Source organism: Streptomyces sp. AHU1 (genome assembly GCF_045343905.1).
In the GTDB taxonomy this organism is placed as follows: domain Bacteria; phylum Actinomycetota; class Actinomycetes; order Streptomycetales; family Streptomycetaceae; genus Streptomyces; species Streptomyces triticiradicis.
The window spans coordinates 2,772,036-2,798,402 of the sequence record NZ_CP174283.1; the positions used below are offsets into that span (position 1 = coordinate 2,772,036).

19 protein-coding genes are annotated in these 26,367 nt (G+C 73.9%); 11 read left to right on the plus strand and 8 right to left on the minus strand.

The window, feature by feature from the left end; translation table 11 throughout:
- The first annotated feature begins 49 nt into the window (after positions 1 to 49).
- Positions 50 to 844 (plus strand): adenosylcobinamide-GDP ribazoletransferase, encoded by a 795-nt coding sequence (locus ACICHK_RS12615; protein WP_406836959.1) that lies wholly within the window; start codon positions 50 to 52, stop codon positions 842 to 844.
- Here the strand turns inward: ACICHK_RS12615 and ACICHK_RS12620 are convergent, their stop codons facing one another.
- The 4 genes from ACICHK_RS12620 to ACICHK_RS12635 form a co-directional block, all read right to left on the minus strand.
- Complete coding sequence (locus ACICHK_RS12620) at positions 845 to 1,501, minus strand: spherulation-specific family 4 protein (protein WP_406836960.1); 657 nt, start codon at positions 1,499 to 1,501, stop codon at positions 845 to 847.
- A complete protein-coding gene (locus ACICHK_RS12625) occupies positions 1,498 to 3,123 on the minus strand; it encodes a hypothetical protein (protein ID WP_406836961.1) in 1,626 nt (541 codons plus the stop codon). Before ACICHK_RS12625 ends, ACICHK_RS12620 begins: the two co-directional genes overlap by 4 nt.
- Positions 3,120 to 4,643 carry a GT4 family glycosyltransferase PelF gene (pelF, locus tag ACICHK_RS12630; RefSeq protein WP_151475003.1) on the minus strand — a complete coding sequence of 508 codons (1,524 nt, stop codon included), beginning with the start codon at positions 4,641 to 4,643 and terminating at the stop codon, positions 3,120 to 3,122. Before pelF ends, ACICHK_RS12625 begins: the two co-directional genes overlap by 4 nt.
- A 122-nt stretch (positions 4,644 to 4,765) precedes the next feature.
- The gene (locus ACICHK_RS12635; RefSeq protein WP_406836962.1) at positions 4,766 to 6,796 is read right to left on the minus strand and encodes a hypothetical protein; all 2,031 of its coding nucleotides are present in this window, start codon (positions 6,794 to 6,796) and stop codon (positions 4,766 to 4,768) included.
- 343 nt (positions 6,797 to 7,139) lie between these two features.
- On the opposite strand from ACICHK_RS12635, the gene ACICHK_RS12640 reads away from it, so the two are divergent.
- From ACICHK_RS12640 to ACICHK_RS12670, 7 genes are all read left to right on the plus strand, one after another.
- A complete protein-coding gene (locus ACICHK_RS12640; RefSeq protein WP_406836963.1) occupies positions 7,140 to 8,666 on the plus strand; it encodes a leucyl aminopeptidase in 1,527 nt (508 codons plus the stop codon).
- Between the two features lie 315 nt (positions 8,667 to 8,981).
- Complete coding sequence (lpdA, locus tag ACICHK_RS12645) at positions 8,982 to 10,370, plus strand: dihydrolipoyl dehydrogenase (RefSeq protein WP_151475000.1); 1,389 nt, start codon at positions 8,982 to 8,984, stop codon at positions 10,368 to 10,370.
- Positions 10,371 to 10,516: 146 nt separating this feature from the next.
- Positions 10,517 to 12,319: a 2-oxoglutarate dehydrogenase, E2 component, dihydrolipoamide succinyltransferase gene (gene sucB, locus ACICHK_RS12650; protein WP_406836964.1), complete on the plus strand. Its 1,803-nt coding sequence runs from the start codon at positions 10,517 to 10,519 to the stop codon at positions 12,317 to 12,319.
- Between the two features lie 318 nt (positions 12,320 to 12,637).
- The gene (locus ACICHK_RS12655; RefSeq protein ID WP_151473300.1) at positions 12,638 to 13,261 is read left to right on the plus strand and encodes a GntR family transcriptional regulator; all 624 of its coding nucleotides are present in this window, start codon (positions 12,638 to 12,640) and stop codon (positions 13,259 to 13,261) included.
- Between the two features lie 296 nt (positions 13,262 to 13,557).
- Entirely contained in the window at positions 13,558 to 16,257 is a 2,700-nt protein-coding gene (aceE, locus tag ACICHK_RS12660; RefSeq protein WP_406836965.1) for a pyruvate dehydrogenase (acetyl-transferring), homodimeric type, read from the plus strand.
- Positions 16,258 to 16,409: 152 nt separating this feature from the next.
- A complete protein-coding gene (locus ACICHK_RS12665; protein WP_406836966.1) occupies positions 16,410 to 17,381 on the plus strand; it encodes a helix-turn-helix transcriptional regulator in 972 nt (323 codons plus the stop codon).
- 202 nt (positions 17,382 to 17,583) lie between these two features.
- Positions 17,584 to 18,105 carry a DUF4240 domain-containing protein gene (locus ACICHK_RS12670; protein ID WP_406841207.1) on the plus strand — a complete coding sequence of 174 codons (522 nt, stop codon included), beginning with the start codon at positions 17,584 to 17,586 and terminating at the stop codon, positions 18,103 to 18,105.
- On the opposite strand, the gene ACICHK_RS12675 is transcribed toward ACICHK_RS12670, so the two are convergent.
- Together ACICHK_RS12675 and ACICHK_RS12680 are read right to left on the minus strand one after the other, a co-directional pair.
- Positions 18,069 to 18,371, minus strand: a complete 303-nt coding sequence (locus tag ACICHK_RS12675; protein WP_406836967.1) for a hypothetical protein — start codon at positions 18,369 to 18,371, stop codon at positions 18,069 to 18,071. The genes ACICHK_RS12670 and ACICHK_RS12675 overlap by 37 nt on opposite strands.
- A gap of 135 nt (positions 18,372 to 18,506) precedes the next feature.
- On the minus strand, positions 18,507 to 19,202 hold the full coding sequence (locus ACICHK_RS12680; protein WP_406841208.1) for a peptidoglycan recognition protein: 696 nt from the start codon (positions 19,200 to 19,202) through the stop codon (positions 18,507 to 18,509).
- A 437-nt stretch (positions 19,203 to 19,639) separates the two neighbouring features.
- On the opposite strand from ACICHK_RS12680, the gene ACICHK_RS12685 reads away from it, so the two are divergent.
- Positions 19,640 to 20,824: a MarP family serine protease gene (locus ACICHK_RS12685; RefSeq protein ID WP_151473295.1), complete on the plus strand. Its 1,185-nt coding sequence runs from the start codon at positions 19,640 to 19,642 to the stop codon at positions 20,822 to 20,824.
- Between the two features lie 25 nt (positions 20,825 to 20,849).
- Here the strand turns inward: ACICHK_RS12685 and ACICHK_RS12690 are convergent, their stop codons facing one another.
- The gene (locus ACICHK_RS12690; protein WP_406836968.1) at positions 20,850 to 21,341 is read right to left on the minus strand and encodes an N-acetyltransferase family protein; all 492 of its coding nucleotides are present in this window, start codon (positions 21,339 to 21,341) and stop codon (positions 20,850 to 20,852) included.
- A 71-nt stretch (positions 21,342 to 21,412) separates the two neighbouring features.
- Here ACICHK_RS12690 and ACICHK_RS12695 point away from each other — a divergent pair, with 71 nt between their 5' ends.
- Both ACICHK_RS12695 and ACICHK_RS12700 read left to right on the plus strand, forming a co-directional pair.
- A complete protein-coding gene (locus ACICHK_RS12695) occupies positions 21,413 to 22,330 on the plus strand; it encodes a TIGR01777 family oxidoreductase (protein WP_406836969.1) in 918 nt (305 codons plus the stop codon).
- A gap of 261 nt (positions 22,331 to 22,591) precedes the next feature.
- The gene (locus ACICHK_RS12700; RefSeq protein WP_406836970.1) at positions 22,592 to 23,983 is read left to right on the plus strand and encodes an NAD(P)/FAD-dependent oxidoreductase; all 1,392 of its coding nucleotides are present in this window, start codon (positions 22,592 to 22,594) and stop codon (positions 23,981 to 23,983) included.
- 852 nt (positions 23,984 to 24,835) lie between these two features.
- Here ACICHK_RS12700 and ACICHK_RS12705 read toward each other — a convergent pair.
- On the minus strand, positions 24,836 to 26,311 hold the full coding sequence (locus tag ACICHK_RS12705) for a regulator (protein WP_406836971.1): 1,476 nt from the start codon (positions 26,309 to 26,311) through the stop codon (positions 24,836 to 24,838).
- Positions 26,312 to 26,367: the final 56 nt, after the last annotated feature.

Consider the following 26,367-nt stretch of genomic DNA (forward strand, 5'->3'; position numbering starts at 1 on the left):
ATCCAGCACCGCCGTATCCGCCCTCCGGGCGTCCGGGTACCCTGCGCCGATGTCCAAGACCGCCTCCGGGGCCTCGCTGCCCGACAGCCTCCGCTTCGCCTTCGGCACCCTCACCGTGCTCCCGGTGAAGGTGACCCGCTGGGACCGTGACGCGGCACGCGGCGGCATGCTGTGCGCCCCCCTGGCCGGCCTGGTGGTCGGGGCGGGCGCGGCACTGGCGGGCGTGGCGCTGCTGGCCATGGGGTCGGGTCCGCTGCTCGCGGCCGTGGCCACCGCCGCCGTACCGGCCGCGCTCACCCGGGGCCTGCACCTCGACGGGCTCGCCGACACCGCGGACGGGCTGGGCAGCGGCAAGCCCGCCGAGGACGCGCTGCGGATCATGAAGCAGTCGGACATCGGCCCGTTCGGGGTGATCACCCTCCTGTTCGTCCTGCTCGCCCAGGTGGCCGGACTCGCCCAGGCGTACGAGGCCTCGTGGGGCCGGGGCGTCCTCGCCGCCGTCGTCCCGGCGGCCGCGGCCCGCCTGGCGCTCACGCTCGCCGCCCGCGCCGCGGTGCCCGCGGCCCGCCCCGGAGGACTGGGCGCGGCGGTCGCGGGCACCGTGCCGGTGCGCGGCGCCCTGCTGGTGGCGGCGGCCGTGACCGGCGCCGCGGCGGGCGCCGGCGCCCTCGTCGGGAGCCATGACGCCGTGCGCGCCGCGGTGGCGGTGGGCCTCGCCCTGCTGGCCGCCGAACTGCTGCTGCGGCACTGCGTCCGCCGCTTCGGCGGTGTCACCGGCGATGTGTTCGGCAGCCTGGCGGAGACGGCGGCGACGACCGCGCTCGTGGTCCTCTCGCTGGGCTGATCACCGCGCTCCCGGGGCGGGGGCGAGGCCGTTCGGCAGGGTGCCCCAGGGGTGGTCCCCCGTGCCGGGGACCGCGCAGTGCAGCGCGGCCCCCCGTTCCCCGGCCAGCGCCGCCGCGTCGGCGTCGGCCGGAGCGGCGTGGACGAGGTGGCACAGACGCACGTCGGTGCCCTTCCACGGCGGCGGGGGCTTCCTCCGGTAGGCGGCCCAGGTGCCCTCGAAGGTGACGAGGACGTCGGCGACGCGGGCGTACGAGGGGTGCGGTGCCGTGCCGTGGTTGAGGACGAGGGTGCCGCGGCCGAGGCCCCGGACCGCGGTCGCGAGCCGCCGGTAGTAAGCGAACTCGCCCTCCGCCGCGGCCGCCTGGTCCAGGAACACGCCGTCGGTGCCGAACCAGTCCCGGTGCCGGTCCAGTTCGCCGAGGACGTCCGCGAGCGGCCTGCGCCCGTACGCCGTGTCGACGTACCCGAGGACCCGCACGCCCGCCGCGCGCAGCCGTCCGGCGACCGCCGCGAACCCCGGGTCGGGGCGCTCGCCCGGCCCGCTGGCGGGGTTCAGCACGACGCCGTACAGCCGGGGCGCCGCGGCGACGAGAGCGTCCCACTCGGCCGGACGGACGGCGGGGTGTTCGTAGTACGGGACGAGGAGGTCCTTCACCGGTGGGCCGTCACCTTTCCGGTCCGGGCGCAGACCAGCACGGTCTGGGCGCCCGCCGCCGCGCCGTACACGATCAGGCCCACCCAGCGCGAGTCGCCCGTGTGCGTCGCCAGCGCCGCCGTCTGGGCGAGCGCGGCGGCGCAGACGACGGCGGCCGTGCCGGTGACGGCGCCGAAGGACTGGAGCAGCAGCCCGGTCCACATGACCACGCCCAGCAGGAGCAGTCCGCCGATCCGGACCCCGTCCGCCGCCGCGGGCGCGTGCGGCCACAGCGCGGAGGCGCCGAGTCCGAGCACGAGCAGCGCGGCGAGGTAGCCGGTGAGGCACTTCAGGAGCGCGCCCGTGGCGGCCCGCCGGAACCTCCTCGCCGAAGTGCTGGAGCGCAGCCCGGCGAGGCTCCCGCTGCGGAACCGGAAGAGCAGCCACTCGGCGGGGCCCATGCTGAGGGTGAGCGCGACCGCGGCCGGCGCGGCGACCGCCGTACGGGCCCCCGTCAGGACGTCTCCGAGCGCCGCGTACAGCACGAGGACACCGCTGCCGAGCCCGAAGAGGGCGTACCCGAGGGTCCCGGCGTGCCGGCGCGGGGCGGACCGGCGGGCGCGCAGCCGCGCGAGGGCCGCGCCGAGGCGGCCCGGGGCGGTCCCGGGCTTCCCCCCGTCCGGCCGGCCCGCGGAGGCCGCCCGCGGCTCACCGTCCCGCCCGGACGGCTCGCCGCCCCGGGCGTTCGCCCGCCGCAGCAGCGCGAGCAGTCCCGCGCCCCAGCTCCCCTTCCCCAGCTCGCGTACGACGGGAGCCACCTCGAGGAGTCCGAGCAGGGCGACCGCCGCCAGGGAGCCGAGGAGCAGGGCCACGCGCGCCGGGTCGGGAACCGGGTGGAACACGGTGACGACCGCGCCCGCCGTCATGGGCGCCAGGGCGGCGAGCAGCGTGCGTTCCCTGCCCATGACCAGCAGGACGGTGGCCGCGCCCAGATAGCCGGACTGCCCGGCGGCGAAGGCGACGGCGCCCCGGCCGGCCGATCCCGCCGCGGCGAGGGCCACCAGGGAGCCGAGCAGGACACCGGCCGGGGTCCCGACGAGCAGCGCGCGGCGGGCGGCCGTGCGGTCACCGAGCCCCGTCCAGGTGTACGCGCGGTGCGCGAGCCCCTGGTTCCAGGTCCAGCCGCACAGCGCTCCGGCGAGCATCGGAACGGTGCCGGCCGGAAGCCCGAACGCGCCCCTGGGCCCCGCGAGGAGCGGCGCGGCGAGGACGTAGCCGAGGCCGGGGAGGGCGAAGACGACGCCCCGCAGGAGACAGCCGATCAGGCCGGTGCGCCAGGGGTCGTGGGCCGGTCCCTCCGGTTCGGGATAGCCCCGGTCGACCCGCTCGAACAGCGCCTCGGCGAGGGCGAAGGAGTCGGCGACGCCGTACCGTTCGCGGATCTGGTCGTCCGAGAGGCCGTCGGACTCCAGGAGCGCGGCCACCTCGTCGGGGTGGACGGCGGCGGTCACGGACTCCCCCAGCTCCGCGGCGAGTTCGTCGATCGGGTCGGGCTTCCCCCAGCTCGTCGGGCGACGCTGGCTCGGCACCAGGGGGCGGGTGGCCCCGTGGGTCCCGGGCTGCGTGCGCAGGGAGCCGCTCACCAGCCGGTCCCGTCCGTGGCGACGGCCTGGTACCAGGGGTCGCGCAGTTCGAGGGTCCAGTCGGCGACGGTCTCCACGGCGGGCTCGTACACCGCGGACCGGTCCGCCAGTTCCTGGTAGACCGTCCTGAACGCGTCGACGGAACGGCGCAGCGTGAACCGGTCGATGACCCGCTGGCGGGACAGCTCGCCGAGGTCCAGACGCCGTTCCTCGTCCCGCAGCAGGGCGAGGGCGGCGGCGGCCATCTTCTCCGGTTCGCGCGGCGGGACGACGATGCCGGTGTCGCCGACCGCCTCCCGGACCCCGCCCACGTCCGTGGAGACCGTCGTACGGCCGCAGGACATGGCCTCGATGATCGAGAACGGGAAGCCCTCCGAGATGGAGGACAGCATGACGACGTGGCCGGCCGCGTAGGCGCGCCACACCTCGGTGATCCGGCCCTCGAAGGTCAGCCCGTCGGTGACGCCCAGTTCGGCGGCGAGCTTCTCCAGGCGGGTGCGGTACGCCTCCCCGCCGGGCGGCACGGGGCCGAACAGCCGCAGCCGGGTGTCGGGCAGTTCGGCGCGCACCATGGCGTACGCGCGAAGGAGCGTCTCCAGGTCCTTGATGGGGTCGATCCGGCCGCACCAGGTGAGGGTGGGCACGGCGGGTTCGGGTCCCGCGTGCGGGAAGGCGTGCGGGTCGACGCCGTTGTAGACCGTGCGGATCCGGTCCCCGTCGGCGCCGCCGCGCTCCTCCCAGCGGCGGTTGTACTGGTTGCAGGGGGTGATGAGGTCGGCGGCGCGGTAGCCGAGGGAGTTCAGCTCGCGGTAGAAGCCGAGCATGAACGCCTTGACGGGCCAGCGCTGTTCGGCGCCGCGGTAGCCGAGGTAGCGCTCGCGCAGATAGATGCCGTGCTCGGTGAGCAGGAACGGGACCCCGTCCAGGTGGTGCGCGACGAGGGCGGGCAGCGTGGCGAGCCCGCTGCTGACCGCGTGGGCGACGCAGTCCTCGGGGAGCCGGACGCCGAGCGGGCGCAGCGCGTGCTCCAGCAGGTCCGTCGCCACGAGCGCGTCGTGCACGGTGGGCCGGGCGGCCGCCGTCGGCAGGTGCGGCATGGTCCAGATCCACATCAGCGAGCGCAGCGCCGCCTCGCCGCTCAGGGCGGCGGACAGGCGTCCGTCGCGGGCGAGGACGGCCAGCTCGTACAGGGCGTCGCCGAAGTCCTCGGGCGAGTCGGGGTCGAGGAAGGAGAGCAGGAAGCGTTCGTAGATCTCGGCGAAGCGGCGCTGGGCGCGGCCGATCGGCGGGCGGGCGCGGCCGGGGCGCGGTCCCCAGGTCGGCACCCGGGTGTGCCGGTAGACGTTGGGCGGCAGTTCCCAGGCCACGGGTTCGCGGCCGCTGCCGGTGAGCGAGACGATGTGGAAGTCGACCTCCGGCATGCCCTTGACCAGCTGGTCGCACCAGGTGCTGACCCCGCCGTGGACATGTGGGTAGGTGCCTTCGGTGAGCATGGTGACATGACGGCCGGTGCGCATCATGCGTGGTTCCCCCCTGGGACTGTTTCTTCCGGAGAGCCCCCCGGCTCCCCGCCGCACGGCTCACGAGCGCACCCCGGCCGGGACCGGCCGGGGTGCGCGTCTGCTGCCGCGGTGCCGCGCGCCTAGGCGGGCAGGTTCAGCTTGACCGCCGACTGAAGGAGCTCGGGCTTGGTCCAGTCGTTGCGCTGTCCCGCGTACGGCGTGCCGAACGGGGTGGTGCCGACCACGAGCTGCTTCGTGGTCCCCTCGGGCACGGTCACCGGGATCTGCGTCCCGGACGGGGCCGTGACGGTGACCTTGTTGCCGATGCGGTAGGCCGTGACCCTGCCGCTCGCCAGGGCCGTCTGCCAGTCGGTACGGCGCTGCAGCTCCGTGCCGATGGCGCTCTGACGGGGGTTCTGCAGCGGGGTGTTGTCGGCGTAGATCGCCTTGTAGCCGTCGAGCACCTTGTCCAGGACCGGGTAGAGGATGCGGCCCTCGGCCAGGTTGGACTGGTGGACGTAGTGCGGACGCGGGTCGTTGCCGATGGCGTGCCCGAGCGCGGTGCGCGCCTCGGCCGGGACGATGTGGTCGGCGTAGCCGGTGGCCGTGTTCAGCGGGGCCGGCAGGCAGGTGGACGTCGCGTTGTTCTCGCACACCCCGCTGCCGCCGTCGGCCTTCGAGGTGTAGATGTAGTTGTACTCGTCGGCCATCTCCTCGGGCGTGCCGGTGTTGTAGTAGATGTTCATCGGGTAGCGGGGGACGGTCATCACGCCGTTGCCGACCGAACGCTGCTCGGGCTCGCGGGAGTTGTCGGACCCGGTCCACCTGACGCCGTTGTCGGCCATGGCGCGCGCGAGGTTCGGGTTGTCGACGGGCTGCTGGGGCAGCGTCTTGAGGCCCGAGTGCTCGCCGGTCACCAGCTCGGTGCGGTCGGTGGAGAGGCCGTGCGAGGCCGCCCACTTGTTGTTGTCCGAGATCTGCGCGGAGATCTCGGACCGGCTCACCCACTTCGTGGTGCCGTCGGTGTTCTTCGCGCAGGTCCAGGGGACGGTCGTGGTGTCCTGGACGCAGCCGAGGAACGGGTGCGTGTAGGTGTGGTTCATCCAGCGGAACTTGGCCTTGTCGGCGAGCAGCTGGTCCGTGAGGGCGTCGGTGCCGCCGTTCTCGGACTTCCACTGCTCGCCCGCGCCCCCGTTGAAGACCATGTCGAGCGTGAACCCGTGGTCGGCCTCCCACTGGGCGGCGTAGACGGCGTCGGCCGCGGTCATGCGGATCGGCGCGGTGGTGTCCTCGCCGTCGCCGCCCGCGCAGTCGATGTCGCCGGGGGTGCAGTCGCGCTCGGAGTCCCAGCGGGCGTCGGGCGCGAAGACGTCGTCGACGTGGACGGAGAAGTAGTTCCTGGCCTGTCCGAGGTGCACGCCCTGGGTGAGCCACTCGACGATGCCGCGCGCCAGGACCTTGAACTGCTGCTGGTACTGGTTGTACGCGAAGGTCACCACGAGTTCGCGGCGCCCGTCGTGCTCGTACTGCCCGAGCATCGAACCGCCGCTGGGCGCGTTCAGGTAGCTGGTGAACCCGTCCCTCGGGTGGGCCGCGTAGCCGTAGGTCTCCTGCACGGCCGGGTCGTTGTCCTCGAAGGTCAGCGGTCCGTCGAGGTAGCGGAACGGGCCGGCCGTGCCCGCCGCGGTGATCTGCGTGGTCGCTCCGTCCAGCACGCCGGACCAGCCGCCGTTCTGGTCGGTGTAGTCGAGACCGACCTCGGGGTGGGCCCAGGTGTAGGCGTCGACCTGCGGGATGCCGAATGTCTTCTCGTAGGCCTCCAGGGCGGTCTGTTCGGCCGAACCCGCGCCGAAGGGCGACTCGTTCGGCAGGACGACGCCCTGGTACTTGGCGCGCGGGACGCCGTTCACCGTGTCGCTCAGGAACGTCGCGTTGATGGTCGGGCGGTTCGCGTCGCCCAGGTTGACCGTGGTGTACGGGACACCGGAGTTCTTCAGCTCCGCGGTGATGGCTCCGACCTGGCCCGCGCCGTTGTCCACGACGAGGACCTTGAGGTCGATCCGCGGCGTGACCGCCGCGGACGCACCGGGTGCCCCCATGCCCAGCGCCAGAAGTCCGGCGGCCCCCAGGACGGCAGCCGTCCCTCTCCACCGATGCAGGCTCTGTGCCATATGTAGCTTTCTCCCCCTCGAGCATCCCCCACGGGTGGAAACCATGGGGAATCTGTGGAAATCGTGCAAATCAGTGGACGGCGTGCCCACTGACCACGATGAGTGTGTCTCAGGTCACCGGGAGTGAGGGGCGGGAATCCGGGACGGCGCCACCTGTGGGTGAACGTCCGCAGGAATGAGCGAAACCCGGCCCCGAGCGTAGGCTCGTCCCGGGTACTCGCCCGGCCTGTCACGGGCCCCGGCGAGGACCGCCCCCGAGGACGGATCTAGGGTCGGCCGTCGGGCCCGGTCGACCCACCCCTCTCGGCCAAAGAACCTCAATGGAAGCGGAGATCTCACCACCGTGACTGCTCTCACTCTCAGCACCGCCGCGGCGTCCGGTCTGCGGGCCGACGCGATCGTCGTCGGTGTCGCGAAGGGCCCCAAGGGTCCGGTCGTCGCACCGGGCGCCGAGGCCGTTGACAACGCGTACGACGGCGGGCTCGCCGGAATCCTGGAGACCCTCGGGGCCTCGGGGGCCGAGGGCGAGGTGACCAAGCTGCCCGCGCCGTCCGGATTCAAGGCTCCCGTCGTGGTGGCCGTCGGCCTGGGAGCGGTTCCCGCGGACGAGGCCGGCTTCGACGCCGAGGCACTGCGCCGCGCGGCCGGTGTCGCCGCCCGCGCGCTCGCCGGCGCCAAGAAGGCCGCGTTCGCGCTGCCGGTCTCGGACGCCGCCGACGCCGGTGCCGTCGCCGAGGGCGCCCGCCTGGGCGCGTACGGCTTCGACGCCTACAAGGAGGCGGGCCGCAGCGAGGCCGCCAAGGACCGCAAGGGTCCGCTCGGCGAGGTGACCGTCCTCGGCGGCAAGCCCCGGGACGCGGCGTACAAGGCGGCCGTCGCGCGCGCCACCGCCGTGACCGAGGAGCTCAACCGCGCCCGCGACCTCGTCAACACCCCGCCGAACGACCTCAACCCGGAGTCCTTCGCCGCCGTCGCCACCGCGGCCGGCAAGGAGCACGGCATCAAGGTGCAGGTGCTCGACGAGAAGGCCCTCACCAAGGGCGGCTACGGCGGCATCCTCGGCGTCGGCGCCGGCTCGGCCGCCGGTCCCCGCCTGGTGAAGCTGTCGTACACCTCCTCGAAGGCGAAGAAGCACCTCGCCTTCGTCGGCAAGGGCATCACCTACGACTCGGGCGGCATCTCGCTCAAGCCCGCCGGGCACAACGAGACGATGAAGTGCGACATGGCCGGCGCCGCCGCGGTCTTCGCCGCCGTGGTCACCGCCGCGCGCCTTGGCCTGGAGGTCAACGTCACCGGCTGGCTCGCGCTCGCCGAGAACATGCCCTCCGGCTCCGCCACCCGTCCGGGTGACGTGCTGCGCATGTACAGCGGCAAGACCGTCGAGGTGCTGAACACCGACGCCGAGGGCCGCCTGGTCCTCGCGGACGCGCTGTGGAAGGCGTCCGAGGAGAAGCCGGACGCGATCGTCGACGTGGCGACGCTGACCGGCGCGATGGTGCTGGCGCTCGGCAACCGCACCTTCGGCGTGATGGCCAACGACGACGCGTTCCGTGCCGCGATCGTCGAGGCCGCCGAGGAGGTCGGCGAGGAGTCCTGGCCGATGCCGCTGCCCGAGCACCTGCGCAAGGGCATGGACTCCCCCACCGCCGACATCGCCAACATGGGCGAGCGCATGGGCGGCGGCCTGGTCGCCGGCCTGTTCCTGCGCGAGTTCGTGGGCGAGGGCATCACCTGGGCGCACCTGGACATCGCGGGCCCCGCGTTCAACGAGGCCGGCCCGTTCGGCTACACCCCCAAGGGCGGCACCGGTTCCGCGGTCCGCACCCTGGTCCGCCTCGCCGAGCTGACGGCGGCCGGCGACCTGGGCTGAGCCCCCGTACGGCACACGGCCCCGGGCGTCCGCGCGCCCGGGGCCGCTCGTGTGGCCGAACGGAGGTTTCGCCCTCGACGAAATCCGCAGGTTCACCCGGCTCCGCACCCCGTCGACGTGATGGATCAGACGCCCCACACACCGGCCCGGCGTCTCGCTCGCCCCCGACAAGTGCGAAGATGGGTTCTCGGCAGGACAGGGCCCCCACCACAGGGCCGTAGAAAGAGCGGCCGGACACCAGCCGACCGACCGGTCAACCACCCGTAAGGGACGAAGGTGCCCGGCGTAACGGCGCACATGCATGGAGGACGTGACGTGGCGAACGACGCCAGCACCGTTTTCGACCTAGTGATCCTCGGCGGCGGTAGCGGCGGTTACGCCGCGGCGCTGCGCGGAGCGCAGCTGGGCCTGGACGTCGCCCTGATCGAGAAGGACAAGGTCGGCGGTACCTGCCTGCACCGTGGGTGCATCCCCACGAAGGCCCTGCTGCACGCGGGCGAGATCGCCGACCAGGCCCGCGAGAGCGCGCAGTTCGGCGTCAAGGCCACCTTCGAGGGCATCGACGTACCCGCCGTCCACAAGTACAAGGACGGGGTCATCTCCGGTCTGTACAAGGGTCTGCAGGGTCTCATCGCGTCCCGCAAGGTGACGTACATCGAGGGTGAGGGCCGCCTGTCCTCCCCGACCTCCGTCGACGTGAACGGCCAGCGGATCCAGGGCCGCCACGTGCTCCTCGCGACCGGCTCCGTGCCGAAGTCGCTGCCGGGCCTGGAGATCGACGGCAACCGCATCATCTCCTCGGACCACGCGCTCGTCCTGGACCGCGTGCCGCAGTCCGCGATCATCCTGGGCGGCGGCGTCATCGGCGTCGAGTTCGCCTCGGCGTGGAAGTCCTTCGGTGCCGAGGTGACCGTCATCGAGGGCCTCAAGCACCTCGTCCCGGTCGAGGACGAGAACTCCTCCAAGCTCCTCGAGCGCGCGTTCCGCAAGCGCGGCATCAAGTTCAACCTGGGCACCTTCTTCTCGAAGGCCGAGTACACCGAGACCGGTGTCAAGGTCACCCTCGCCGACGGCAAGGAGTTCGAGGCCGAGGTCCTGCTCGTCGCCGTCGGCCGCGGCCCGGTCTCGGCCGGTCTCGGCTACGAGGAGCAGGGCATCGCGATGGACCGCGGCTACGTCCTGGTCGACGAGTACATGCGCACGAACGTCCCCACCGTCTCCGCCGTCGGCGACCTCGTCCCGACGCTCCAGCTCGCGCACGTCGGCTTCGCCGAGGGCATGCTGGTCGCGGAGCGGCTGGCCGGTCTGAAGACCGTCCCGATCGACTACGACGGCGTCCCGCGCGTGACGTACTGCCACCCCGAGGTCGCCTCCGTGGGCATCACCGAGGCCAAGGCCAAGGAGATCTACGGCGCGGACAAGGTCGTCGCCCTGAAGTACAGCCTCGCGGGCAACGGCAAGAGCAAGATCCTCAACACCTCGGGCGAGATCAAGCTCGTCCAGGTGAAGGACGGTGCCGTGGTCGGCGTCCACATGGTCGGCGACCGCATGGGCGAGCAGGTCGGCGAAGCCCAGCTGATCTACAACTGGGAAGCGCTGCCCGCCGAGGTCGCCCAGCTCATCCACGCCCACCCGACGCAGAACGAGGCGCTCGGCGAGGCCCACCTCGCGCTCGCGGGCAAGCCGCTGCACGCGCACGACTGACCCGGTCCGGCCGGGGCCTTCCCCGGCCACCGGCCGTCCCAGTCACCGCGTCGAGCAGGGCGCGACGACGACCACAGACTTCCGCACTTCCCCCGGCCCTCGATCCCGGTCGGGCGGGGGAGACCCAATAAGGAGCAACAGAAACCATGCCGGTTTCCGTAACCCTTCCGGCCCTCGGTGAGAGCGTCACCGAGGGCACCGTCACCCGCTGGCTGAAGGCCGAGGGCGAGCGCGTCGAGGCCGACGAGCCGCTGCTGGAGGTGTCGACGGACAAGGTCGACACCGAGATCCCCTCCCCCGCCGCCGGCATCCTCGCGTCCATCAAGGTCGCCGAGGACGAGACCGTCGAGGTCGGCGCCGAGCTGGCCGTCATCGACGACGGCACGGGCGCGCCCGCCGCCGCCCCGGCCCCCGCCGCCGCCGAGGCTCCGGCCCCGGCCGCCGCTCCGGCCGCCCCCGCCCCCGTCGCCGAGGCCCCCGCGGCCGAGGCCCCGGCCCCGGCCGCTCCGGCCGCCGCCCCGGCCGGTGGCGCCTCCGGTACCGACGTCGTGCTGCCCGCGCTGGGCGAGTCGGTCACCGAGGGCACCGTCACCCGCTGGCTGAAGCAGGTCGGCGAGGAGGTCGCGGAGGACGAGCCCCTGCTCGAGGTCTCCACGGACAAGGTCGACACCGAGATCCCCGCGCCGGTCGCCGGCGTGCTGCTGGAGATCGTCGTCGGCGAGGACGAGACCGCGGAGGTCGGCGCGAAGCTGGCCGTCATCGGCGCTCCCGGCGCGGCTCCGGCCGCCGCCGCCCCGGCCGCCCCTGCTGCCCCCGCCGCGGCTCCGGCCCCGGCTCCGGCCGCCCCCGCCGCTCCGGCCCCGGCTGCTCCGGCCGCCCCGGCCGCCGCCGCCCCGGCCCCGGTCCAGCCCGCCGCTCCGGCCGCGCCCGCCGCCCCGGCCCCCGCGCCGGTGGCCGCGCCCGCCCCCGTCACCCCGGCTCCGGCGCCCGCCGCCACCGCCGGTGACGACGGCGCGTACGTGACCCCGCTGGTGCGCAAGCTCGCCGCCGAGAACGGCGTCGACCTGGCCGCCGTCAAGGGCACCGGCGTCGGCGGCCGCATCCGCAAGCAGGACGTCGTCGCCGCCGCCGAGGCTGCGAAGGCCGCCGCCGCGGTCCAGGCTCCGGCCGCCGCCGCTGCCGCCGCCCCGGCCGCCGCCAAGAAGGCCCCGGTCCTGGAGGTCTCGCCGCTGCGCGGCCAGACCGTCAAGATGCCCCGCATCCGCAAGGTCATCGGCGACAACATGGTGAAGGCCCTGCACGAGCAGGCGCAGCTGTCCTCGGTCGTCGAGGTCGACATCACCCGCCTGATGAAGCTCCGCGCGCAGGCGAAGGACTCCTTCGCGGCCCGCGAGGGCGTCAAGCTCTCCCCGATGCCGTTCTTCGTGAAGGCGGCGGCCCAGGCGCTGAAGGCCCACCCGGTCATCAACGCCCGGATCAACGAGGCCGAGGGCACGATCACCTACTTCGACTCCGAGAACGTCGGTATCGCGGTGGACTCGGAGAAGGGCCTGATGACCCCGGTCATCAAGGGCGCGGGCGACCTGAACATCGCCGGCATCGCCAAGGCCACCGCCGACCTGGCGGGCAAGGTCCGCGCCAACAAGATCACCCCGGACGAGCTGTCCGGCGCGACCTTCACCATCTCCAACACCGGCTCGCGCGGCGCGCTGTTCGACACGATCATCGTGCCGCCGAACCAGGTCGCGATCCTGGGCATCGGCGCCACGGTCAAGCGTCCGGCCGTCATCGAGACGGAGGAGGGCACCGTCATCGGCGTCCGCGACATGACGTACCTGACGCTCTCCTACGACCACCGTCTGGTGGACGGCGCCGACGCCGCCCGCTACCTGACCGCGGTCAAGGCGATCCTGGAGGCGGGCGAGTTCGAGGTCGAGCTCGGCCTGTAACCCGCACCGCTCGTACGCGGAACGCTGACGCGGCACCCCCGCCCGGGACACCGGGCGGGGGTGCCGCGTTTCGTCGGGTCCGGACTCCCGCGGCCGCCGTTCTTCCGCCGGCGCTCGCGTTCCGCGATCACATCGGCGGTACGAATCCGGACTTCACCTGGTACGGGCCCGTACGGCCGGGAACACTCTGACAGCGTGTAAGTCTCGTCTCACCTGCGGAAAGCGCCGCCATGCGCCCGACACCGACGGAGCCACGGCCTTATTGTCTAAAGGTCAAACGCCCACGAGGGTTTCGCCGCCCCTCCCAAAGGAGCTTTCATGACCGCGCCCGTCGTCCACTCGCTGCGCGAACAGATCCGCGAGCACATCGTGGAGGGGATCGTCAGCGGGCGCTGGAAGCCGGGCGAGCGGATCGTGGAGCGGCGGATCGCCACCGAGCTGGAGGTCAGCCAGACCCCGGTGCGCGAGGCGCTGCGCGAGCTGGAGTCGCTGCGGCTGATCGAGTCGGCGCCGAACAAGGGCGTCCGGGTGCGGAACCTGACGGCCGCCGACCTGGAGGAGAGCTACCCCGTACGAGCCGGTCTGGAGGCCATCGCGGCGGAGCTGGCGGCGGGGAAGCTGGCGGAGGACTGCTCGGCCCTGGAGCCGCACGTGACGGCGCTGTACGAGGCCGACCGGCTGGCCGACGGGACCGGCCAGGTGCGGCACACCGTGGCCTTCCACCGCGAGCTGGTCCGGGCGGCCGGGAACTCCGTCCTGCTGCACACCTGGGAGGGCCTGGGCATCGAGGTCTTCACGGCCCTGTCCATCCGCTGGCTCGGGACCGTGCAGCAGTCGTACGCGGAGGAGCACGAGGCCCTCGTGGACGCCTTCCGGCGCCGCGACCCGCTGATCGCCGACCTCGTCAAGGCCCACGTCCTCGGCTGCGCCCCGCGCCCCTGAGGGACGTCCCGACGGCGTCGGCGCAGGGGAGCACACCCGCGCTCAACCGTGCTCCCACCTGCGAGAACCGTCGATTTTCACGGCACCCGGTGCCTGGCTTCAAGGCACCGGGTGCCGACTTTCCGATCTGAAGAGGATTTCCCCCGGAATCCTTTGATCGATCATCGATCAGGGGGTTACAGTCCTCGACGGGCTCCCACAAGAGCCCTTCGCCCTGTCCTGCCATAGACCAAGGGCACATCCCGAAAACCCCTTGCCGATGAGGGAACCCCCCTCCGCATCCGGAAGGCGGCGCAATGACCGACCCCACCGCAATCCAGCCGAGCGAGCTCGACCAGCTCCCGGACCGCGACCCCGAGGAGACCGCCGAGTGGCAGGCCTCCCTGGACGCCGTCACCCAGGCGGCCGGGCCGCATCGTGCCGCGTACCTGATGCGCCGCACGCTGGAGCGCGCCGAGGGCAACGGTCTCGCGCTGCCCAAGCTGCTCGAGACGGACTACGTCAACACCATCCCCACCGCCGCCGAGCCCGTCGTCGACGGCGACGAGGCGATGGAGGCCCGGATCACCGCGTGGAACCGCTGGAACGCGGCCGCGATGGTGACCCGGGGCGCGAAGCACGGCGTCGGCGGCCACATCGCCACCTTCGCCTCCGCGGCCTGGCTCTATGAGACCGGCTTCAACCACTTCTTCAAGGGCAAGGAGGGTGACGGGTCCGGCGACCAGCTCTACATCCAGGGCCACGCCTCCCCCGGCATCTACGCCCGCGCCTTCCTCGACGGCCGGCTCACCGAGCAGCACCTGGACAACTTCCGCCAGGAGTCGGGCGGCAACGGCCTCCCGTCGTACCCGCACCCGCGCCGGCTGCCCTGGCTGTGGGAGTTCCCGACCGTCTCCATGGGTCTCGGCCCGCTGTCGGCGATCTACCAGGCCCGCTTCAACCGCTACCTCACCAACCGCGGCATCAAGGACGTCTCCGCCTCGCACGTGTGGGCGTTCCTCGGTGACGGCGAGATGGACGAGCCGGAGTCGACCGCGGCACTCGCACTCGCCTCCCGCGAGGGCCTGGACAACCTGACCTTCGTCATCAACTGCAACCTGCAGCGCCTCGACGGCCCGGTCCGCGCGAACTTCAAGATCGTGCAGGAGCTGGAGGCGCAGTTCCGCGGCGCCGGCTGGAACGTCGTGAAGTCGCTGTGGGGCTCGGCCTGGGACGAGCTGTTCCAGCTCGACACCACGGGCGCGCTCGTCCGCCGCCTGCGCCAGGTGCCCGACGCTCAGGTGCAGACGTACCAGACCCGCGACGCGGCCTACATCCGCCAGGACTTCTTCGGCGCCGACCCGGCGCTCGCCGAGATGGCGAAGCTGCTGAGCGACGACAAGATCCTGGAGTGCTTCCACCTCTCCCGCGGCGGCCACGAGTCGCGCAAGGTGTACGCGGCCTACCGCGCCGCCCTCGCCCACAAGGGCGCGCCGACCGTGATCCTGGCCCAGACGGTCAAGGGCCACACCCTCGGCCCGGGCTTCGCGTCGAAGAACGCCAACCACCAGATGAAGAAGCTGTCCACGGACGAGTTCAAGCAGATGCGTGACCTGCTCGAACTGCCCATCTCCGACAGCCAGTTCGTCGACGGCGTGGTGCCCTACGGCCACCCCGGCGCCGACTCCCCCGAGGTCCGCTACCTCCAGGAGCGCCGCGCGGCCCTCGGCGGCCCGGCCCCGGCCCGCCGCACGCACGCCCTGGCCCCGCTGCCGGCCCCCGCCGACAAGACCTTCGCGTCCTTCGACAAGGGCTCCGGCTCGCAGAACGTGGCGACGACCATGGCGTTCGTCCGCCTGGTCAAGGACCTGGTCCGCGACAAGCAGACCGGCCGCCGCTGGGTGCCGATCGTCCCGGACGAGGCCCGTACCTTCGGTATGGAGTCGCTCTTCCCCTCGCTCGGCATCTACTCGCCCAAGGGCCAGACGTACGAGCCGGTCGACCGCGACCAGCTGATGTACTACAAGGAGGCCAAGGACGGCCAGATCCTCAACGAGGGGATCACCGAGGCCGGCTCCATGGCGGACTTCATCGCCGCGTCCACCGCGTACTCCACGCACGGCGAGGCGATGATCCCCTTCTACATCTTCTACTCGATGTTCGGCTGGCAGCGCACCGCCGACCAGATGTGGCAGCTCGGCGACCAGCTCGGCCGCGGCTTCCTGGTCGGCGCCACGGCCGGCCGCACGACCCTGACCGGTGAGGGCCTGCAGCACGCCGACGGCCACTCCCCCGTCATCGCGGCGACCAACCCGGCCGCGCTGTCGTACGACCCGGCGTTCGCGTACGAGATCGCGGCGATCGTCAAGGACGGTCTGCGCCGGATGTACGGCGAGGCGGCCCCGGGCGAGGACCAGGACGTCTTCTACTACCTGACCGTCTACAACGAGCCGATGCCGCAGCCCGCCAAGCCGGCCGGCGTCGACGAGGGCATCGTCAAGGGCCTGTACCGCTTCAACACGGCGGAGTCGGCGGGCCTGGAGGTGGCCGCGGCGAACGCCCCGCGCATCCAGCTGATCGGCTCCGGAACGGCGATCCACTGGACCCTCGCGGCCCAGAAGCTGCTCGCCGAGGAGTGGGGCGTGGCCGCCGACGTGTGGTCCGCGACCTCCTGGACCGAGCTGCGCCGCGACGCGCTGGAGGCCGACGCGGCCCTGCTGCGCGGCGAGGAGCGGGTGCCGTTCGTCCGCCGGGCGCTGCAGGGCGCCGAGGGCCCGGTGCTCGCGGTCTCCGACTACATGCGCCAGGTCCCGGACCAGATCGCGCAGTGGGTCGAGCAGGACTGGTCCTCGCTCGGTGCCGACGGCTTCGGCCTCTCCGACACCCGTGACGCGGCCCGCCGCCACTTCGGCGTGGACGCGCAGTCGATCGTCGTCGCCGCGCTGGCGCAGCTCGCCCGCCGCGGCGAGGTCAAGGCCTCGGCGGTGAAGGAGGCCCGGGAGCGCTACGGCCTGTAGCACCCGGGGGTGAACCCGGAGAGGGGGTACGGCGCTCGCCGTACCCCCTCTCGGCTTTCCCGGTCCCTCCGGCCTCTCCCGTCCCTTCGGCGGGCCTCGCGGGGCCGGCCGGGGGCCCGCCGGTTGTCGGTGGCGCCCGGCATCATGAACCCATGCGTGCCGCTCGTCTGATCAAGATGGTGCTGCTGCTCCAGACCCGCGCGTCGATGACCGCCGCCGAGCTGGCGCGGGAGCTGGAGGTGTCCGAGCGCACGGTCTCCCGGGACGCGCAGGCGCTGTCGGAGGCGGGGATCCCGGTCTACGCGGACCGGGGCCGGGCCGGCGGCTACCGCCTGGTCGGCGGGTACCGCACGCGGCTGACGGGACTGGCGCGCGGCGAGGCCGAGGCGCTGTTCCTGAGCGGGGTGCCGGGGGCGCTGCGCGACATGGGCCTCCAGGACACGGCGTCGGCGGCCCGGCTGAAGGTGTCGGCGGCGCTGCTGCCCTCCGTGCGGGACGCCCCGCGTTCGGCGGCGCAGCGCTTCCACCTGGACGCGCCCGCCTGGTTCAGCGAGCCGCGGGCCCCCGAGCTGCTGCCCGCGCTCGCGGACGCGGTGTGGGACGACCGCCCGGTCCTCGCGCGCTACCGGCGCGGGGAGTCGGAGGTGGAGCGGACGCTCGAACCGTACGGGCTCGTCCTGAAGGCCGGGCTCTGGTACCTGTGCGCGCGGGTCGCGGACGCGGGGGCCTTCCGGGTGTACCGGATCGACCGCTTCACCGCCGTCGAACCGGGCGCGGAGCGGTTCCGGCGGGACGAGGGGTTCGACCTGCCGGCGTTCTGGGCGGAGCGGGCCGAGGAGTTCGCCCGGTCCGTGCTGCGGTCCGAGGTCGTCGTACGGCTGTCCCCGGAGGGTGTGCGACAGCTGCCGTACGCCCTCGGCCCCGCGTCCGCGCAGGAGGGGCTCGGCACGTCCGGGGCCCCCGACGGACGGGGCTGGGTGACCCTCACCCTGCCGGTCGAGTCCGAGGAGGTCGCCCGGGTGCAGCTGCGGGGACTCGGGCCCGAGGTGGAGGTGCTCGCCCCGGCGGAGCTGCGCGAGCGCTGCGCCGAGGACGCGGCCGGGGCGGCGGCGCTCTACCGGTGACGGCCGGCGGACGGCCGGGGGCGGGTGGCGGACGACCGGGGGCGGGTGGCCGCGGGCCCTCGGACCGGCTCGTGGGATCGTCCACCGCCGCCGCCTCGGAAACCGTACGGGCCCGGTGGTTTTACCTTCGGCATGTGCATGCATAACAATCTGCGCCACTCCACGTGCGCCCCTCCCGCCCAGGCCCGATGCTGGACCCGTGATGGACGAGACGGAGTTCTGGCAGCTGGTGGACACGACCCGCGAGACTGCCGGGGGCGACCCGGAGGAACAGGCGGATCTGCTCGTCGAGCGGCTCGTCCAGCTGGACCCGGACTCCGTCCTGGACTTCGCCCGGCACTTCGAGTCCCGCTACAACCGCGCGTACCGCTGGGATCTGTGGGGCGCGGCCTGGGTGCTGCTCGACGGGGCCAGCGACGACGCCTTCGACTTCTTCCGGTGCTGGCTGATCGGCCAGGGCCGGGACGTCTTCGAGGGGGCGATGCACGACCCCGACACGCTCGCCGAGCTCCTGGACGACTTCGACGAGGAGATCGACGGCGACGGCGAGGAGCTGGGGTACGCGGCCGACGAGGCCTACGAGCAGCTGACCGGCACCGTCGCGCCCGCCCTGGGCATCCCGGCCGCGGCCGCCGAGCCCGAGGGGACGCCCCTCGAATTCGAGAACGAGTCCGTCATCGCGGAGCGCTACCCCAAGCTGTGGGACCGGTTCAGGGAGGACTGACGGGCCGGGTCCCCGGTGGCGTACGCCCGCGGCCCGTCCGCGCGCGCCGTGTGGTGCCGCGGGGCCGCGTTGGCCTGGTCCAGTGCCGACGCCGTGACCGCCGCCGGGCCCAGCACGACCGTCACCACGGCGCACACCACCGCCCACGGACCGCGCGCCGCCGTCCCCCGGCCGGCCGCCGGTCCCGGTGACCGCGCGCCCGCCGTGCGCCCCGCGTGCGCTCCGCTTCCCGCGCGGCGCGCGGACTCCGTCCGACTGATCCTCATGGTCCCCGCCTCCGGTCGGTGCGTACGTACGACGCCTTGCGACGACGTACGGCGACCGTAGGACGCGCTGCTCTGGGAAGTCTGTGAGCGGCCGGGGGTCTGCCTGTGACCGCCGGTGCCGGGGGCGCCGGGAGGTCAGCGGCCCTGGTAGCGGGCCGCCAGGTCGCGGATCTCCGGGATGCGGTCGCTGAGGGCGGCGCCCGGGCAGCTGGTCATGAAGGCCGCGTCGTGGCCGGAGACGGTGGCGAGCACGGCGGCGGTGCCCGCGGAGTAGCGGCTGAGGCTGTTGCTGGAGACGAGGCGGACGGTGCCCCGGGGGTCCACGCCGGCGAGCCCGAGCTTCCAGGCCACGAGACGGGCGATCGCGTCGGTCATCGCCCTCGGCACCGCCGATCCCGCCGTGAACGTGCCGATCGCGGCGATCCCGGCGGTGCGGTGGTTGAAGCCCTGGGTGTGCGCCCCGGTGACGGGCCGGTCGACCCCGCCCGCCCGGCCCTCGTAGATCGTGCCGCAGCGGTCGACGAGGAAGTTGTAGCCGATGTCGTCCCAGTCCTTGGCGCCGGTCTGGCCCGTGTACACGTCGCGGATGATGCGGGGCGTGTCGGCGCAGTCGTAGCCGTTCGGCGAGTCGGTGTGGTGGATGAAGACCGCCACGACGCGGTCGTCGTAGCGGGGCGGCGGCTGCTCGCGCGCGCTCGAGGTGTCGAGCCACTTCGAGCGCGGCACGACGGGCGGCCGGGCGACGGGGCGGGGGACCGTGATCCGGGCCACGGCCGACGGCCGCGGGGCGGGGGGACGGGCCGCCGGGCGGTCCACCTTGACCGTGCCCATCACCAGCGCCAGGACGGCGAGCAGGCCGGGCACGCACCCGAGGAGGACGAGGAGCGGTCTCGGCCACCCGACCGGCGCACGCCGGCGCACGCCGGGGGGCACGGGGGCACTGGCCTTCCGCCCCGGGCCGGTGCGGTCCTCGCGGGCCGGAGCCGCCGGACGTCCGTGGTGCCCGTGCCGGGCGGGGCGGGACACCCGCCCCCCGCCGCTCCGTATTCGAGGCCCCCGCCGCTTCCGGAAGACACGCATGGAGCCACCCTGACCCGGATCCGCGCGGGCCGCGATGTGGGTTGTGCCACCTGGTGGAACCATCGTGCGTGTCCGGGACGTTTTTACGGGTCCACGGGTGTATGGCCGTTTCCACGGCACCGAACGCGCGTGGCTGATCACTGGGCCCGCCCGACGCGTACTAAGGGGCCCTAGAGAAAGGCGGCTCCGTGGACGTGCTCGACCTCCTGCTGATGCTGGTCATCCTGGTCTACGCGGCGTCCGGGTACCGCCGCGGCCTGGTGGCCGGCTGTGTCTCGCTGGCCGGCTTCGTGGGCGGCGCCGTCATCGGCGTATGGGTGCTGCCGTGGATGATGGAGCTGGTCACGGCGGGGACACCGGCGGCGACGGTGACGGCGGTGCTCACGGTGCTGGTGCCCGCCGTGGTGGGCCACGAGCTGGCCGGACGGCTGGCGCTGAAGCTGCGCCGCGAGCTGGACCAGGGGCCGCTGCGGGTGGCCGACGGTGTCGGCGGAGCCGCGGCGAACACGCTGGCCGTGCTGCTGGTGGCCTGGGTGGCGGCGAGCGTCCTGGGCGCGTCCTCCTCGACGGTGGTGACGCAGTCGATCCGCAACTCGGCGCTGCTGGGCGCCGTGCAGAACTCGATGCCGGAGACCACGCCGACCTGGTTCTCGCGCGCCACCTCCGCCCTCACGGAGGCGGGCTTCCCGCAGGTCTTCAACCCGTTCGAGAACGAACCGACGGCCGGTGTCGCCAAGCCCTCCGGGGACAGCGTGACACCGGCCGCGACGAACGCCGCCAAGCTGAGCACCGTGAAGGTCGAGGGCAGCTCGGGCACCCAGGGCCGGGAGGGCAGCGGCTTCGTCTACGCGCCCCACCGCGTGATGACCAACGCGCACGTGGTGGCGGGCATCGACCGGCCGACCGTGCGGGTGGGCGGGGTCGGCCGCCCCTACCAGGCGCGGGTGGTCCTCTTCGACCCGCAGAAGGACGTCGCCGTCCTGTACGTGCCGGCCCTGCGCGCCCCCGTCCTCCACTTCGACGGGGTCGCCTCGCGCGGCGACTCCGCGGTGGTCGCGGGCTACCCCCAGGACGGCGGCCTCGACCTCCAGGCGGCCACCGTCGCGAGCCGCATCAACGCGACGGGCCAGAACATCTACAACACCGGCACGGTCACCCGCGAGATCTACTCGATCCGCTCGACGGTCCGCCCCGGCAACTCCGGCGGCCCGCTCCTGACCACCGACGGCGAGGTGTACGGCGTGGTCTTCGCCCGTTCGACCTCGGACGACGAGACGGGGTACGTCCTGACGGCGCACGAGGTCGCGGGCGACGCCCGCAAGGCGGCGCACGCCACGGCACGCGTGGACACCGGCGACCTCGTCACGTCCTGACCCGGGCGGCCGGTGCCGGTTCCGGTCAGAGCGGACGCCCCATCAGGACGTCGTCCACGTAGACGTCGTCCAGCAGGAACTCCCCGGGCAGGACCCCCTCGACGACGAACCCCTCGGACTCGTAGAGCGCCCGCGCCGGGGCGTTGTGGCCGAGGACCCGCAGGGTGATGCGCCGGGCGCCCTGGCGGCGGCCCTCCTCGCACACCGCCCGCAGCAGCGCGCGGCCCACCCCGGCGCCCCGGGCGTCCTCGGCGACGGCCAGTCCGAGGATCTGGCGGACGTGCGCGTTGCAGGCCAGCGAGGTCGGGAAGCCCAGCTTGATGTATCCCACCAGACGGCCGTCGAGCTCGGCGACGAGATGGTTCCGGGGGCCGAAGCGCTCGTTGTAGAAGGGCTCGTACGGCGGTCTGGGACGCGGCATGACCGCGTGCAGCGTGGACCAGGTGTCCCGGTCGAGCCGGCCGAGCGCGTCCTCGTCGTCCAGGGTGGCGGTACGTATCCGCGGAGCAGCTGACATGCCGGTCACTCTACGGCCGCCGCGCTGCGGTCCTTCCGTGAAGTCCGCGGCGGCGCGGGCAGGATGGACCCATGAGCGACTCACCGCTGCCCCCGGGTTCCCGCATCGTGATCGCCGGCGCGTCCGGCCTGATCGGCTCCGCGCTGGCGCGCTCCCTGAGCGCCGAGGGCCACGAGGTGGTCCGGCTCGTGCGCCGTGAGCCGCGTTCGCCGGACGAGATCCGATGGGATCCGCAGCGGCAGCGGATCGACGCGGTGGGGCTCATCGGCTGTGCCGCGGTCGTCAATCTGGCGGGGGCCCCGGTGGCGGGACGGCCCTGGACGCGTGCGTACAAGCGGATGATCCGGGACAGCCGGGTGCTGGGGACGGCGACGCTCGCGGAGGCGGTGGCGTCGCTGGACGAACCGCCGCGGGTCTTCGTCAACGGGAGCGCGATCGGGTTCTACGGCGACACGGGGGACCGCGCGGTGGACGAGTCCGCTCCTCCCGGGGCCGGGTTCCTTCCGTCCGTCTGCGTGGAGTGGGAGGAGGCGGCCGCTCCCGCGCAGGAGGCGGGGGTGCGCACGGTGTTCGCCAGGACCGGGCTCGTGGTGGCCCGCGAGGGCGGGGCCTGGGGCCGGCTGATCCCGCTGTTCCGGGCGGGCCTCGGCGGACGGATGGGGAACGGACGCCAGTACTGGAGCTACATCGCGCTGCACGACGAGGTGGCCGCGATCCGGCACCTCGTCGACACGGAGTCCCTGTCCGGGCCGGTGAACCTGACCGCGCCCGACCCGCTCACCAACGGCGAGATCACCGACGCCATGGGCCGCGTCCTGCACCGCCCCACCCTGCTCACCGCCCCCTCCCCGCTCCTGCGCCTCGCCCTCGGTGACATGGCCGAGGACGTCCTGGGCAGCCAGCGCGTCCTGCCCACCCGTCTCCTGGAATCGGGCTTCACCTTCGCGTTCCCCTCGATCGAGGGAGCGCTGCGGGCGGCACTGGGCTGAGGGACGTCTCCCGGCGGGCGAGGGACCCCGGGACGTCTCCGCGCCCCGGACGGGCGGGCCGCCCGGGGCGCGGGTGCCGGCCCGGCGGGTCCGACCGCCCCCGCCGATCGGGTACATGCACCCCCCATGCCCCCGTGCACGGCCGTCGCGCGACTTCCACCCCGTGGCCGGACCTCGCACCCTCGATCCGAACTCGGGCATTCCAGAAGCGTGTTGGGGGCATGACGTCCCCACCGGCCGCGCAACCTCGAGGAGGGGCACGTGCTAGAGCCCGCACGCCACACCGCGCACACGGCACAGATCGCGCAGGACGTCGACGTCGTCGTCGTGGGAGCCGGTGTCGCCGGCCTCGCGGCCGCACGACATCTGACCGGGGCGGGTCTGACGACCGCCGTCCTGGAGGCCGCCCCCCATGTGGGCGGCCGCATGTCCACGGAGAAGGTCGACGGCTTCCGGCTGGACCGGCTCGGCCGGCTCCTGTCCACCTCGTACCCGGAACTGCGCCACACCCCGGGCCTGGGCGCCCTCGTCCTGTGCCCGTTCTCGCCGGGCGTGCTGCTGCACAGCGACGGCCACCGCCACCACACCGGCACGCCCGGCACTCCCCGGAGCGCGAGGGGCGCACTCACCACGGCGCGCGCCCTCGCAAGCGCCCCCCGGCTTCCGCTGTCCCGGCCCGCGCGCGGGACCACCCGCCCCGGACCGCTCGGCGGCCCCCTCGACCAGTCACGTCTCAACGCGGCCCTCGCCCGTCTGGCCTCCACCCCGCCGGAGCGCCTGCTCGCCCGCCCGGACCTCACCACGGCGAAGGCGCTGGCCGCCCGGGGGCTCCCGGCCCGTACGGTCGACGCCTTTCTGCGCCCCCTTCTCGCGGCCCTGCTGTGCGACCCGGAGCTGCGGACGTCGAGCCGCCTCGCCGACCTCGCGCTGCACTCCTTCGCGACGGGCCGGCTCTGCCTGCCCGAGGGCGGCGCGGACGCGCTCCCCGAGCTGCTCGCGGCCGCCCTTCCGCCCGGCACCGTCCACACGGGCGTCGAGGTCACCGCCGTCTCCACGACCCGCGTCACGACCAAGGAGCACGGCGAACTCCGCTGCCGGGCCGTCCTGCTGGCGACCGGGGCCCGCGCCGCCGCCCGGTTCCTGCCCGGGCTGCACGTCCCCGCCTTCCACCCGGTGACCGTCCTGCACCACACCACGGACGAACCGCCGCTCACCGAACCGGCACTGCTCCTGGACGCCGACCGGAGCGGCCCGGTGGCGCACACGGCGGTCGTCAGCCAGGTCGACCCGGCCCGGGCACCCGCGGGCCGCGCCCTGATCTCCTCGACCGTCCTCGGCACACCGCCCGCCGCGGCCCATCTGGACGCGGCGGTCCGCGCCCAACTGGCCCGTCTCTACGGCACGTCGACGACCCGTTGGGAACTGCTGGCGGTCCATCACGAGCCCGAGGCGGTCCCGGCGATGCCGCCGCCGCACGACCTGCGCCGCCCCGTACGGCTGCTCGCGGGCCTGTACGTGTGCGGTGACCACCGGGACACCAGCACGGTGCAGGGCGCGCTGCACTCGGCCCGGCGGGCCGCCCGCGCCCTCCTGACGGACCTGGACGTCCGCCCGGCCGCCCCCTCGGCCGAACCCCTGGAATCCGCCGCCTGACCCCGCCCCCCACCCGACTCCGGCTCGGGTCCCGCAGCTCCGGCACGGGGCTCCGGAGCTCCGGGCCCGGAACCCGGGGCTCCGGGGCCGGAACCCGGGGCTCGCAGGCCCACCGGACCCGCGGGCTCCGGGCCCACCGGGCGGACGCACCCGGGCGCGGAGCCCCAGGCCGCAGGCCGGTGAACCCCGGCCCGCCGGAAGCGCGGACCCGCTCCCGGCCAGCAGACCCGGGCCCCAGGCAGAGCGGCCCCGGCCCCGGGCGCGGAAAACTGGACCACGAACCGACGAACCCCGGCTCCCGGAGAAGGGGCCCGCTCCCGGCGGGCAGACCCCGGCCCCAGCCGGGAAATCCTGGCCCGGACGCGGAAACCTGAACCGACGAACCGACGAACCCCGGCTCCCGAAGAGAGGACCCACTCCCGGCGGGCAGACCCCGGGTCTCCGGAGGGGCGGCCCCGGCTCCGGCCGGAGGATCCTGACCCCGGACGCGGAAACCTGGACCACGAACCGACGAACCCCGGCTCCTGGAGAAGGGGCCCGCTCCCGGTGGGCGGCCCCGGCCCCGCTCCTGGCAGCTAATCCCGACCCCGGAAGGGGGACCCGCGCCTCCGGACGACGGACCCCCGCTCCGGCGGGCGGGCCCCACTCCCGTCCGCCGGTCCCGGGCCCCCGACAGGCGGACCCCACCCCCTGGAAGGCGGCCCCGCCGAGCACATCGGGCTTCCCGGTCTCCGGCACCCCAGGCCGGAGACCGGGGACGGTCCGGCGGACCGTGCCGGAGACGGGGCCCGGCACGCCCGCCCGCACTCGCACCCGCACGGCACCGTGGGGCCCCGCCGGACAGGCCCTCGCTCAGCTCAGCGCGGCCACCTTGTCGCGGTAGCCGCGCACGGGCGCGGCGTCCTTGTACGGTTCGAGCCGTTTCTCGAAGTCCCGTACGTACTCGACGGCCCGCGCCGACCGCATCTCCGCCGCCTGCGCCGCGGCCTCCGCGCCGAGCAGACAGGCCTGGTCGAGCTCTCCGAGTCCGAGCCGCGCCGAGGCGAGCACCACCCGGCAGAAGAGCCTGCTGCGCGCGTACCCGGGCGCCCGCAGCTGCAGCGACCGTTCGGCGTGCTGCGCCGCCGCCCGGAACTGCTGGAGGTCCCGGTGGCAGTGGCCGAACTCGTCGGCGAGCTGGGCCTCGTCGAAGTACCGGGCCCAGTGCGGGACCTCGTCGCCGGCCCGGGACGCCTCCAGCGCGCGTTCGGCCCGGACCAGGGAGGCCGTGCAGGACCGCACCTCGCCGAGCACCCCGTGGCCGCGCGCCTCGACCGCGTGCAGCAGCGCCTGCACGACCTGCGGGCCCCCCGAGCCGAGGCCCTGCTGCGCGACCCGCGCGAGCTGCACGGCCTCGCGCCCGTGCCCGAGGTAGACGGCCTGGCGGCTCATCGTGATGAGCACGTAGGAGCCGTACACCCGGTCACCGGCGGCCTGCGCCAGGCGCAGTGCCTGGACGAAGTACCGCTGCGCGAGTCCGTGCGCGCCGATGTCGTACGACGTCCAGCCGGCGAGCCGGGTGAGGTCGGCGGCGGCGGCGAACAGGTGCCGGCCGGTCTGCTCCCCGTAGGTGCCGCGCAGCATCGGCTCGGCCTCGTGCTCCAGGTAGCGCACGAGGGCCTGGCGGGCGTGGCCGCCGCCGTAGGCGTGGTCCAGGGCGCGGAAGAGTTCGCCGACCGAGCGGAGCGCGGCGATGTCCCCGCCGCTGACCCGCTGGCCGGGGCCCCGTTCGGTCCGGCCGCGCTGCCGGGCCGAGGGTCCCCCCTGCTCGGGCGGTGCCGCGAGCTTGGGCGCCGCCGGACGGCCCTGGGCGGGGATGCGGGCCGGCTGGTCGCCGCGGGCGACCCGGTCGTCGGCCCGGCCGATCAGCCAGTCCCGGCTGGGCACGACGAGTCCGGCCGGGGTGAAGGCGATCTTGCGGAGCTCGGCGTGGCTTCCGGAGTCCTTGCGCCACAGACCGCTGACGATGTCCACGGCCTCCTCGGGGGTCGCGGCGAACTCCAGCCCCGCGTACACGGGCGCGCAGGCGTCGAGCCCGAGGTCCTGCGCGCTCAGGCGCCGGCCGAGGCGGCGCGTGAACACCTCGGCGATGAGCGCGGGAGTGGTCCCGCGGGGCTGCTGGCCCCGCAGCCACCGGGTCACCGACGTCTTGTCGTATCTCAGGTCCAGTCCGTGTTCCAGTCCGAGCTGGTCGACCCGACGGGCGAGACCTGCGTTGGAGAACCCCGCTTCTGCGATGAGCGCGGCGAGCTGTCGATTGGGCGTGCGCTGCGCGGGTCGTTCCGTCATCTGCGGTGCGGTCTCCTGCCTTCGGGTCTCCAGGGGCTTCCCGGGGCGGCGTGAGA